8 protein-coding genes and 1 riboswitch are annotated in these 13061 nt (G+C 41.3%); all 8 genes read right to left on the reverse strand.

Going from position 1 to position 13061, the window contains the following annotated elements; genetic code table 11:
- Positions 1-151: 151 nt before the first annotated feature.
- The 8 genes from ACQQ2I_RS18205 to hemG all read right to left on the reverse strand — a co-directional run bounded on the left by ACQQ2I_RS18205 (position 152) and on the right by hemG (position 12952).
- Positions 152-757 carry a response regulator gene (locus ACQQ2I_RS18205; protein WP_431028169.1) on the reverse strand — a complete coding sequence of 202 codons (606 nt, stop codon included), beginning with the start codon at positions 755-757 and terminating at the stop codon, positions 152-154.
- Positions 754-1887 (reverse strand): sensor histidine kinase, encoded by a 1134-nt coding sequence (locus ACQQ2I_RS18210; RefSeq protein WP_431028170.1) that lies wholly within the window; start codon positions 1885-1887, stop codon positions 754-756. The genes ACQQ2I_RS18205 and ACQQ2I_RS18210 overlap by 4 nt, the downstream gene beginning before the upstream one ends.
- Before the next feature lie 85 nt (positions 1888-1972).
- Complete coding sequence (locus tag ACQQ2I_RS18215; RefSeq protein ID WP_431028171.1) at positions 1973-3016, reverse strand: fatty acid desaturase; 1044 nt, start codon at positions 3014-3016, stop codon at positions 1973-1975.
- 139 nt (positions 3017-3155) lie between these two features.
- Positions 3156-5273 carry a putative bifunctional diguanylate cyclase/phosphodiesterase gene (locus ACQQ2I_RS18220; protein WP_431028172.1) on the reverse strand — a complete coding sequence of 706 codons (2118 nt, stop codon included), beginning with the start codon at positions 5271-5273 and terminating at the stop codon, positions 3156-3158.
- Between the two features lie 88 nt (positions 5274-5361).
- Positions 5362-5847, reverse strand: coding sequence for a GNAT family N-acetyltransferase (locus ACQQ2I_RS18225; RefSeq protein ID WP_431030550.1), 486 nt, complete (start codon positions 5845-5847; stop codon positions 5362-5364).
- Positions 5848-6007: 160 nt separating this feature from the next.
- Positions 6008-9433 carry a methionine synthase gene (gene metH, locus ACQQ2I_RS18230; protein ID WP_431028173.1) on the reverse strand — a complete coding sequence of 1142 codons (3426 nt, stop codon included), beginning with the start codon at positions 9431-9433 and terminating at the stop codon, positions 6008-6010.
- Positions 9426-11270, reverse strand: a complete 1845-nt coding sequence (locus tag ACQQ2I_RS18235) for a bifunctional homocysteine S-methyltransferase/methylenetetrahydrofolate reductase (protein ID WP_431028174.1) — start codon at positions 11268-11270, stop codon at positions 9426-9428. The genes metH and ACQQ2I_RS18235 overlap by 8 nt, the downstream gene beginning before the upstream one ends.
- Positions 11271-11373: 103 nt before the next feature.
- Positions 11374-11472: riboswitch (SAM riboswitch) on the reverse strand.
- 97 nt (positions 11473-11569) lie between these two features.
- Positions 11570-12952 carry a protoporphyrinogen oxidase gene (gene hemG, locus ACQQ2I_RS18240; protein ID WP_431028175.1) on the reverse strand — a complete coding sequence of 461 codons (1383 nt, stop codon included), beginning with the start codon at positions 12950-12952 and terminating at the stop codon, positions 11570-11572.
- Positions 12953-13061 lie beyond the last annotated feature (109 nt).

A 13061-nucleotide genomic window follows, 5' to 3' on the forward strand; every position in this document is an offset into this window, starting at 1 on the left:
TTTTGCTCGCATACACTTTGGTTTTGCTCGCTTACACACTCGTTTTGACCGGATACGGGTACCTTTTGCTCGCTTACACACCCGTTTTGACCGCTCCCCCTCAACACAAACGCAAATAAAAAAAACAGCAGGGGTATTATCCTCTGCTGTACTATTTATTCCACCCTTTATCTTTAAAGCGCTGAATGGCTTCAATTCGATTACCTACACCGAGTTTATCTAAAATCGTGGAAATATAGTTACGCACGGTCCCTGCTGATAAAAACAATTCTGCTGCGATTTCCTTCGTCGTCTTGCCTTCTGCCACAAGCTCTAACACTTGGCTCTCTCGCTCTGTTAACGGATTTTCGCTATCATCTTCATACACAAAGTCAACTAGCTCTGGTGCATAAATACGACGCCCATCCGTAATAATGCGAATGGCATTCACCAACTCTTCAATTGGGCTATCCTTTAATAAATAACCGCGCACACCTGCTTTTCGCGCACGTTCAAAATAGCCTGGACGGGCAAATGTCGTTAAAATAATAATTTTGCATGTTTCATCTTTTAACGCTTCCGCTGCATCTAACCCTGTTTTGACCGGCATTTCGATATCCATAATACAAATATCGGGGCGCAGTGTACGTACTTGTTCAATCGCCTCTTCACCGTTTCTCGCAAGGCCCACAACTTCCATATCCTCTTCCAAACTAAGTAGTGATTTCATAGCCCCGAGTAGCATACCTTGATCTTCTGCTATGACAATTCGAATCATACTTCTTCACTTCCCTTTTGATGTGTAATCGTAACAGGTATACAAATCATGAGCTCTGTACCTTGAGCCTTTTTTATGTCTACCGATCCGTTTAAAAACTCAATTCGCTCACGCATCCCCTTCAATCCACTGCCATTTAACGCAAATGTTTCCTCGTAGCCTACGCCGTTGTCCTTGACAACCAGCATAAATACATTTTCATTTCGCACAAGTTCGACAATGCATTTACTTGCGTGACTATGCTTGACGACATTAGTCACCGCTTCTTTTAAGCACATACTTATTACGTTTTCTGCTAGTACCGGCATTTGAATCGCTTGCGGATCGCCAATAAGCTCGTACTCGATTTCTGCTGCTCGTAAAATTTGTTCCACACGAAATAGCTCTTCTTCTAGTCTGACTGCTCGCATATCCGCGACTAATTCACGTACCTCTTTTAGCGCAATACTAGCAGTTTGACGAATATCTTTTATTTCACTAATCGCTTGTTGTGGGTTCTTTTCAACGAGGCGAGCAGCTAAGTCACTTTTCAACCCAATCATCGATAATTTTTGACCGAGTGTATCATGTAAATCTCGCGCAATTCGCTGACGTTCCTCGTGAATGATTAACTCTGAAATACGGTCTTTCGCTGTTTCAAGCTCGCTTTCTAAATTCTCCTGCTTATTGCGCGTATATAATGTAAACGGCAATAACACAACCCCGATGACTGCAATAATGATAAACGGTGTCTGCGATAAAAACAGTTCAAGAAAAATAAAATACCCTGCTACAATCGACAACACCGTAAAGCCAATATGAAGACCATACATAATATAAAAGCCCACTGTTTGACGGATATTGCCGATGAAAAGTGCTGTAAATAACGATAAATAAATATAGCCAAACAGCAATGTCATCACGATGTTGAGCACCATTTGAAAACTAATCCACATGTACACAAGCCCACTTTTCGATTGAAACGAAAACTTATGGCATAAAAAATAAAGCAAAATGAGTACAATGCCTAGCCCTACATAGAGCGGACTAAACGCTCTTACGATAAAGAAGAACGGCATGATACAAAAAATAATCCATATGTAAATACTAAGCCAAGGACTTTTCGGAATGATACTATACCAAGTTTGCATAAAATCCTCATTTCTTTTTCCTCTATTATAGCAAAATGGCATGTCTGAAAGTCTTTTCGGACATACCATTTTGGTAAAGAGAAACTTATGCAGCTTTTGATGACGATTTTTGGCGAGATTGAATAATCGCTTCTGCCTCTTTAAATGTCACAAACTTTTTGTGTTCAGGGTCATATAATTTGTAACGAACCGACTCTAAGCTTGTCGAAAGCGTAATTGTCGTCGCCTGTTGTAATGGCGGGATTGATTTATGCGCTTCCTCTAAATGATAGTTTGGTACACGTGGCGCTAAGTGGTGCACGTGGTGGAAACCGATATTTCCTGTAATCCATTGTAATAGCTTTGGCAATTTATAATATGAGCTTCCTTCTACAGCAGCTTTTACATAATCCCATTCTGTATCATACTCGAAATATGAATCTTCGTACGTATGCTGAATGTAGAATAACCAAATACCTAATGAGCCTGCGATAAACAATGTCACACCGTATACAAGCAGTACAGCTTGTACGCTTGTTAGCCAAGCAAGTGTACCTAAAATAACAGCCATTGTTAACGTCGTTAAATGTGTATTGATACGTTCTTTTTTCTTTGCATCGCTACGGTTAATACGATTTAAAACTAGTACCATTAAAAGTGGCCCTAAGCCAAACATCACAAACGGGTTGCGATATAAACGATATCCTAGACGTCCTAATTTCGATTTTTCCATATATTCTTCAACCGTTAACATATCGATATCACCGATGCCACGCTTGTCCAAGTTTGAGCTTGTCGCATGGTGGATCGTATGCTCACGCTTCCATTTTTCATACGGGAAGGAAGTTAACACCCCTGTGATAAATCCAATCGAATCATTTGCTTTTTTACTTTTGAAAAATGAACCATGTGTACAGTCATGGAAAATGATGAATGTACGCACAACAAAACCGGCTGCTACCACACTACATGCAACTGTTAACCAAGGGGAATATTGTAGTAAATAAAACCCTAGTACCCATGCAGTTAATAATGGTGTCAGTGTATTAAATATTTGAAAAATACTTTTATTCTTTTCAGACTTTGCAAAAGGCGCTACATCTTTGCGCAGCTTTTTCGTTTTCTCTGCGTCTGTCATTGTAGTAGTCATGTTAAGTTCCCTTCTTTCATTGCATTCGCTAATACTAGCATAAAAAGAAACTGGTATGACCACTAGACGCAAACATCATAATTTTTATATGACAAATGTCATATTGATAGGATCTTTACACCACATAGCGGGTAAACTGTTAAATAATAGAATACGCACGCGTGACGATGCTCTTATAATCGTTCACAAATTGATGAAACGGGATTGGTTTACCGACATAGTATCCTTGAATCTTATTACAACCGACCTTCTCTAAATACTTGAACTGCTCCATTGTTTCGATTCCTTCTGCCACAACCTCTACATGCAAGTGCTCCGCCATTGCTAAAATCGTTGTGACAATGGCCTCTCCTTTAGCAGAAATCCCAATTTTATTGACAAATGACCGGTCAATCTTTAAACAATCGAACGGAAAATCGGCTAAATACGCAAGCGATGAATAGCCTGTCCCAAAATCATCAATCGCAATCCCAATTCCCATTTTTTTTAATTCACTTAAAATAGAAATGAGTTGTGTGGCTTCAAATGTCATACTTTCTGTAATCTCCAGCTGTAAATAATTCGGGTCAAATTGAGTTTCCACCAATACTTTCCGTATCTCATCGATAAAATTTTCTTGGTATAGCTGACTTAGCGATAAATTCACTGCTAACTTAATCGGTCTATCATGCAACTGCTGCCAACGCTTCATTTCATTACAAGCCATTTTCAAAATAGCTAACCCCATCGGAATGATGAGCCCACTCTCTTCAGCTATCGGAATAAAGCGATTCGGTGGGATTCTTCCCATCGTTGGATGTTGCCAACGAACAAGTGCTTCAACGGAACAAATCTCTCGTGTCCGCACATCCAATTGTGGCTGGTATTCTAAAAATAACTCCTCGTTTAATACCGCTTTCTCCAAATCATGTTCTAACTGGATTTGCTCCCGGTTTTTCATCTCCATATCAGCTGTATAAAACTGCGGATAGCCAGCTATAGAATGCTTTGCCTTATTTAGCGCTAAATGTGCACACTGAATAAGGCCTTCCGGATGATTGGCATCATTCGGATAGATGGCTACTCCTGTATGGAATTTCATGCGCAATGAATAATGCTTAATCTGAATAGGCGGTTCTAAGCTTCGACGCACGCGTTCACAAATGCGGTCCACCTCTTCTTGCTGAAAATGTTGCACATAAATGACGAACTGATTTTTTCCGAATTTCATAAGCTCTTGTTGTGCTGTTAAAGCTCGTTGAAAACGATCCGCTAAGGAACACATTAGTTCGTTTGTAGACTTTTGCCCTAACGAAATTTTAATCGCGTCGAGCCGTTCTACTTCAATCAGTAAAATCACCTGCTGTTTTTTTGCTATAGGCAATTCTTTTTCTAATTTTTCTTCTAAATAGCGCTGATTAGGTAAACCTACTACCTCATCGTAATACGCCATTTTTTGCATACGCATTTCAGACAGTGCTAAATCTTTATATGGACGTTCTACCGATGAGTAATAAATCGCATAAAATAACGTGATAAAGGAGCACACTTGCATGAGCTCGCCTACAATATAATAAGCGTCCGCATGTGAAGTCGATAACGTAAACAATACGTTCCCCATCATAAAATACAATGTCCCAATGAAAAAAAAGAAGCTCTTTCTATGCAACATTCTAATATCCTTTATTAAAAGGCATAGCAATATGACTTGAAGCGTTAGCGCTGTTGTTTGTAAAATCACCTTTAAATTAAACTGGTCAAATAATGTATGAATGCTCGCTACATACGAAAAGCACCCAACAATAAAAGCAAGTGCAATCGTAATGGAAGCTGCAAATATCATTCTTCTATAGCGCATTGTAATATCCTTAGCACGCATAAAAGAAATCACAATCATGCCAAAAGGCAATAAATTACGAATAATTAAATCGAATAATATGGAAAACTCACCATAATTGTAATAAAGATAATTAGGCATACCTGTAAATGAAATAATATGCACAACTTGAAATAAGCCAATTGTAAAAAACAAAGCACCCATATGCACATTTTTATTATCTAAATTAAAACGTGTCGAGAACCAAATTTGAATCCCCACTGACACAATGGCGACGAGCATAAACATTTGAATTGTAATCGTTAAGGAGGCTAAATTGCTTTCCCCTATTATGTGATAGATTATGGGATAGTTCAAAAACAGGAATAAACACACGACACTCACAATCAAAAAATTTCGTATATGTCGCCACATAAATGCTTTTTCTTCTGCTCGATTCAATTTGCACCCCCTCCTCTCTATTTCCGTTTTCACCCTATGTTTATCATATCATCGGAAATAAAAGGAAGCACACATTTTTCTATTTTTTTTACAATTTTAACTGCATTAAACATAAATCTAACCATTTACCAAACTTGTAGCCCACCTCTTTCAACACGCCACCGTGTGTAAAGCCAAACTTTTCATGCATGCGAATACTGCCTTCATTGTCCGCATCGATACAGGCAATCATCGTGCGATAGTTGTCTGCTTTCGCTTCTTCAATTAAACGGTGCATCAATTGTTTAGCAATGCCCATTCGTTGGAAATCTTCATGAACATAGATGGAATGTTCAATTGTATATTGATAAGCCGCTTGCGGACGGAACTTTCCATATGTGGCATAGCCCGCAACACGCCCGTCTATTTCATAAACAAGCACCGGCTCACCCGCTTGCACTTTTGCATCAAACCATGCAAGCCGCGTCTCTAACGTCTGTTCCTCATATAAGTAAATCGCCGTACTATGCACAATATTGTAATTAAAAATCGCTAAAATTTGCGCTACATCTTCTCTTGTTGCCTTACGAATCATCATTTTTCTCTCCTTACATTTCACTTAGTTGTGCAAGCATATAACATTTATCTAAAAAGGAGCCGTCTAAAAAGACATTTTGAGATGGCCCCTTTGCTCAAAAAGCAAAGGGGCGCCAGGAAAGTTTGCACTTTCTGGACACCCCCTCTACCTCATTTCATTATACATTAAAATATCGTGCATCTGGATGGGCGAAGACGATAGCGGATACGCTCGCTTCTGGTTCCATCATAAAGCCTTCTGTTAAGTTGACACCGATATCTTCAGGTTTTAATACCTTAAATAACTTTTCTTGGTCTTCTAAGTTTGGACATGCCGGGTAACCAAAGCTGAAACGTTGTCCTTGATATTTCGCTGCAAAACAATCGCGCATTGTGAAATCTACGCCGTCTGGGAAGCCCCATTGGTCACGAATTTCTTGGTGAATACGTTCTGCAAAGCCTTCCGCTAATTCTAATGCTGTTGCTTGTAGCGCATGACTTTCTAGGAACTTACCAGCCTCTTTCAATTCACGTGCAGCAGCTGATACGCCGCGACCTGCTGTAACGACCATTAAGGCAATATAGTCCATCTCGCCCGATTCTTTCGTTTTTAAGAAGTCCGCTAAACATAGGAACGGTGCTTTGGACTGGCGCGGGAATGTGAAGCGTTCAATTTCCGTGATGCCATCCTCCGCATAAACAACGACATCATCCCCGTCTGCTTGTGCTTTAAAGAATTGATACATCCCTGACGGCTTTAATGTTTCGTCGTTTAAGTAACTATCGACAAGCTCTTTTAATTGAACCGCGCGCTCTTCTCCTTCAGCAATCGCCTTTTCAACATTTGCCTTAAAGCCAAGATGGTGCCCGATTAATGTCCGCATATTCACATACGGATATAAATGTGATACCGCATATTCACGCTTTACGTGACGCACTAAATCTTTCGGTGTAAATACAGGTGCATCCACGATTGTGCGCACTGGTTTTTCTGCCACTGCCACTGGACGCTCTGCACGCTTGCTATCGGCTTCTGCACGTTTTTCAATCGACGCTCTTAGCTCCTGTTCTAACTTTGGACGCTCTTGCGGATTCATTAAACGATTTGCCACATCTAAGCCTTCCATCGCATCTTTCGAATAAATAACAGGACCATCATAGTTTGGCGCAATTTTTGTTTCCGTAAAGCGACGTGAAAGAGCAGCACCACCAACCATAATTGGCACATCAATACCCGCTTCTTTAAAGTCTTGCGCTGTTAATACCATTTGCTGCGCAGATTTTACAAGCAGTCCAGATAGCCCGACAAAGTCTGGTTCCTCACGACGAATAGCTTCAATCAGTTCAGCAGGTGTCACTTTAATGCCTAAGTCCACTACTTTAAAGCCGTTGTTCGATAAAATGATATCCACTAAGTTTTTGCCGATATCATGCACGTCCCCTTTAACTGTCGCCAGGACCATTTTTCCTTTGCTTGCGGATTCATCGTTTTTCTCCATAAATTGCTCCAGATGTGCAACAGCAGCTTTCATCACCCCTGCTGATTGCAATACTTCAGCAACGATGAGTTGGTTCGTATTAAATAAGCGTCCAACTTCCGCCATCCCGTCCATTAAAGGTCCGTTAATAATATCAAGCGGTGTATCAAATAGCCCAAGTGCTTGATCTAAGTCATCAGTTAACCCTTCTTTTGTACCTTCTAAAATATAGTAAGCTAAACGCCCTTCCACTGTTTCAGGTAGGCTCGCTGCTGTTTTTTCCTTCTTCTTATCACGATAAAATTCTGTGAACGCAGCTAATGTTTCATCGTTAGTACGGAAGATTAAATCATTTGCTAGCTTGATTTCATCTTCTGGAATCGATGCATAGCGCTCTAGCTTTTCTGTATTCACAATGGCATAGTCTAAACCAGCTTGTGTACAGTGGTATAAATACACTGCATTTAATACTTCACGACCAACTGGTGGTAATCCAAATGAAATATTACTTACACCTAGCACCGTTAACACGCCTGGTAGCTGCTCCTTAATGAGACGAATCCCTTCAATTGTCTCTTCCGCAGCACCGATATATTGTTCATCCCCTGTACCAACTGGGAACATGAGCGGGTCAAAAATAATATCTTCCGGTGAAATACCCCATTTTTGCGTCAATAAATCATGTGAGCGTTTCGCTACTTCTAACTTTTTCTCACGTGTTACAGCCATACCGATTTCATCAATTGTACCGACAACGACCGAAGCCCCATACTTTTTCACAAGCGGCATCACGGCATCAAAACGTTCTTCGCCGTCCTCTAAGTTAATCGAGTTAATAATCGCTTTCCCTTGGCAGAATTTTAGCGCCTCTTCCATTACTTGCTCATCTGTTGAGTCAATCACAATCGGTACTTTTACCTTTTTGACAACTTCCGGCATGAAGCTTTTCATATCCTCTACTTCATCACGATCTGGGTTCGCTAAACAAATATCCACTACGTGTGCACCGTTTTTCACTTGTGCACGGGCAATCTCTGCCGCTTCCTCGAATTTGCCATCAATAATTAATTGTTTAAATTTTCGTGAGCCAATAACGTTTGTACGTTCCCCAATAAATAACGGGCGCATTGAATCATCATATTGTAATGGCTCAATCCCTGAGACAGCGTGACCGTGCGTCTTTTCCTGAATCTTGCGAGGAACATACCCTTCGACTGCCTCACGAATCGCAGCAATATGTGCTGGTGTCGTACCACAGCAACCACCTACAATATTTAACCAGCCTTTTTCCGCAAAGCCGCGTAACTTTTTCGATAAAGAATCCGGCGTTTCATGATAACAACCTTCCTCGTCTGGAAGCCCTGCATTTGGATAACAGCTGACATAGCTTGTCGCTAAATCCGATAAGGAACGAATATGATCCGTCATAAATTCCGGACCTGTCGCACAGTTTAAACCAACTGATAACGGCTTAATATGCTCAATCGAAATATAAAACGCCTCAATCGACTGACCCGCAAGCGTTGTCCCCATCGGCTCAATCGTGCCAGAAATCATCACGGGTAGCTCGACACCAAGCTCATCAAACGCGCGCTGCATCGCAATCGTTGCTGCTTTTACGTTCAACATATCCTGACTCGTCTCCAGTAAAATTAAATCAGACCCTGCTTGTACAAGTGCTCGCGCCTGCTGATAAAAGTTTTCCTCTAGCTCTTCAAATGTAATACCGCCTGTAACAGACAATGTTTTCGTCGTTGGTCCCATTGCCCCCGCAACAAAACGTGGCCACTCTGGTGTTGAAAACTCCGCTACCGCTTCCTTCGCTAATTCGACCGCACGAATATTAATTTCATCCGCTTTATGACCTAAATCATATTCATTTAATACAAGTGGTGTCGCACCAAATGTATTCGTACAAATAATATCTGAACCTGCTTCTAAATAAGCACGGTGAATCTTTTTTAACACATCTGGACGTGTAATGACTAAGTTTTCGTTACAGCCATCTAATTCTTCGCCACCAAAATCTTCCGGTGTTAAGTTTTCATTTTGTAGCATCGTCCCCATCGCACCATCGATAATGAGGATTCGCTTTTCTAGTTGTTCATAAATCGGGTGGTTACGCATTTACTTGTGCTCCTTCTCTTTTTGCATCTAGCTCTTTGACATAATCCAACAATTGAAGTGTCATATCGTATCGTAAAAATGGCGTAATTAAATAAATGCCATTGAAATATTGACATGCTGTATCTAATAGTTCTTTCGCGATGGCTACACCTTCTGCCGTCGCCTTTTCTTTATCTTCCCCGCACGCTTCCATACGCGCTAGGACGTCATCTGATAACTTAATCCCCGGCACTTCGTGGTGTAAAAATTCTGCACTTCTAAAGCTTGTCACTGGCATAATTCCAATATAAATTGGTGCCTCTAAATGCTTCGTCGCCTCGTAAGTTTCAATTATTTTTTCCTTTGAATACACCGGTTGCGAAATAAAGTAATCACAGCCATGCTCCAGCTTTTTCTCTAAGCGGTCTACAGCACGTGCTACGACACGCACATTCGGATTAAAGGCACCCGCAACCGAGAAGTTGGCTTTTTTACGAAGCGGCTTCCCTGAAAATGAAATCCCTTCGTTTAGCTGTTTAATGAGCGACATCAGCTCCATCGATGACACATCATATACACTTGTCGCCCCTGGGAAATCCCCTACCTTTGTCGGATCGCCTGTAATGACTAAAAGATCATGTAGCTGCAGTGCATCAAGCCCCATTAAATGCGACTGTAAGCCAATTAAGTTACGGTCACGGCACGTTAAATGTGGGAGCACACGTACTCCTTCATTTTGCAAAATGGCTGACATGGCGATGTTACTAATACGCGGTGAAGCAAGTGAGTTATCTGCCATCATAATGACATCTGCTCCGTTTTCGTAAAGCGCTTTTGCTCCCTTCACAAATCCTTCGATTTCAAGGTGGCGTGGTGTGTCTAGCTCCACGATTACGGAACGTTCACGCTTTGCTTTTATATGAAGTGGCTCAGACTGACGTGGCTCTGGTGAACGAACAAATTCGACTGTCCCAGGCTGTTTCGCTTTTTCCGTAATCGGCTTGCTATTGGCTAAACGCTTTTTCGTCGCTTCGATATGCTTCGGCGTTGTACCACAACAACCACCGATTAAACGTACCCCTTGCTTCACTAGCTCTTCTGCTGCACGTGCAAAATAATCAGTCTCCGATTCATACACGACACGTCCATCTTCAACATCTAGTAGCGAGGCATTCGGGTAAGCAGACAAATAAGCTTTTTCCGGTAAATTTACCTTTTCAAATGCTTGAATCGTATGGAATGGTCCTAAGCGACAATTACTACCAACGATATCTGCTCCTAACGCTTCAAGCTGACTAAGTGCATCCCCCAGTGCAATGCCCCCCTGTAAAATACCTGGTTCATGCATCGATACTTGCGCAATAATCGGCAAGTCTGTTAATGCACGGACAGTTTGCACAACGGCTTGGATTTCTTCATAATCATAAAATGTCTCCAGTAAAATGCCATCAATCCCACCAGCGAGTAACACCTTTGCCTGCTCTTCAATGGCCGTAACAATCTCCTCTAACGTCGCATCGCTTTTACGAATGCCACGAATACCACCAATTGTTCCTAGTACAAAGACGGCTTTACCTTCAGCTGCTTTTTTAGCGATTGCCACCGCTGCTTCATTAAACTCTTGTACACGACCTTCATAGCCGTAACGTGCTAATTTAATTGCATTAGCTCCGTACGTATTCGTTTGAATAATATCTGCTCCTGCTTCAATGTATTGCTCATGAATTTTCTCTACTATTTCTGGTCTTGTGACATTCATTTCCTCATGGCAATAATCTAACCCATATGAATAAAGCAGTGTCCCAATCGCACCATCTGCCGTTAATACACGCGTCTGTAAAGCTTCAAGTAACCCCATCTATGCCCCTCTTTTCTCTATACTGAATTGCACAATTTTTCAGTTATTTTTCCCTAAAATAAAAAGCCTTCTTTGTATAAGAAGGCTATAAAATCGTGATTCCTTCTCATCTTTACGGCATTTGCCGACTGGATTTAGCACCTGACTATTGTTGGTTGCTGAAGCTTCACTGGGCCAGTCCCTCCGCTTCTCTCGATAAGAAAATATATGAATTTTGTCAATAATTAAAAGAATCATAACGTTATATGCAACGAACGTCAAGACGTTTTGCGATAGTAAACGTTTTCATGCATTATTTCTTATAGAATCGCGACAATTTGCTCGGCTGTGTGCTTCCCATTTTGGATACAAGCCCCAATGCCTACCCCAAAATAAGAGCAACCTGCAAGCAATACATTTGGGTATCGATGTGCTAAATCCGCAACGACAACTGATAATGCGTCATGATGTGCTAAGTCATAGCGTGGCATTTGATCGATCCACTTTGTTACCTTAGCAACAGTTGGCTCATTCTGAATACCGAGGCTTAACGCAATATCCTTTCGTGCTACCGCTACAAGTTCCTCATCGGTCATTGCTGCGAGTTCTGCATAGCGTGGATTTACATTTTTATAAAATAGGCGTACGAGCAAATTCCCGTCAGCCGATGTATGCTTCCATTTGCGACTCGTCCAAGTAGAAGCATCGCACACTAAATCGCTATTGTGCGAGACGATAAAGCCTGTTCCGTCCGCTGGTAATACGCTATCCGGTACATCAAAACCGACATACAGTGTAAGGGCAGAAGCGGTTGTAAATCGGTTCAAGCTCACTTGCAACGCTTCATCCTTCAGCACTTCACGTACCGTTTCGTTTGGGACAGCTAATACAACAATATCCGCTACAATCGTTTCGTCCCCTACGACCATTTCATATTGGTCGCCCATTTTCGTTACGCTATGCACTTCTGCCTTTTTCATAAATGTCACGTCAGGCAAGCTTTCTTCTAAACGATCAATGATGGCCGATAGCCCATTACGGAATGAAATAAATTTTTTATTGGCCGCCTTTTCAAACTGCTCACGGTTTGCCTCGAAACCTTTCATAATACTACCGTATTCATTTTTATAGTCGACTAAATACGGTAATGTGGAAGCAAGCGAAAGCTGATATAAGTCCCCTGAATACACACCCGCAAGTACAGGCGCGATTTGCTTCCGTACAATTTCCTCTCCTAAGAAGTATTCAAGAAACGCTCCAATCGAGCTTTCCTTCGTAAACGTTGTATTCGGAATCGTTGCATCTTGTAACACACGTTGCTTCGCCTCATCAGAAATCAACGTGCTTGCTTGTAAGGACTCGATACTCATCGGAATACCGAACGTAGAACCTGCCGGAATTGCGTGAAGTTCATTATTTGTATGAATATAGGAAATCCCTGTTTCATTGTAGACAAGCTCTGATTCAAACCCTAACTCACGAACTAACTCCAACACACCTGGATGACGTGCGACAATCGAATCGGCGCCCGTTTCCATAATGAAGCTGTCCTCGTGCATGGAATGAATTTTACCACCTAAGTATTCATTGCGCTCAATCAAAACTAACTTCGCTTCTATGTTCTTTTCCTTCATTTGGCGTTTCACATAATGCATCGTGCATAACCCTGTAATTCCGCCCCCAACAACAACTATCGTCTTCATATTGACCTCTCCTATACGGTAGAAATATCCTACATACAGTATAAACCTTTTTAAGGACAAATAACGGCGCTTTGTATTACAAAATAAAGAAAAGTATTCTCCAAATAGC

It is taken from the genome of Lysinibacillus sp. LZ02 (assembly GCF_050613145.1).
GTDB lineage: Bacteria > Bacillota > Bacilli > Bacillales_A > Planococcaceae > Lysinibacillus_B.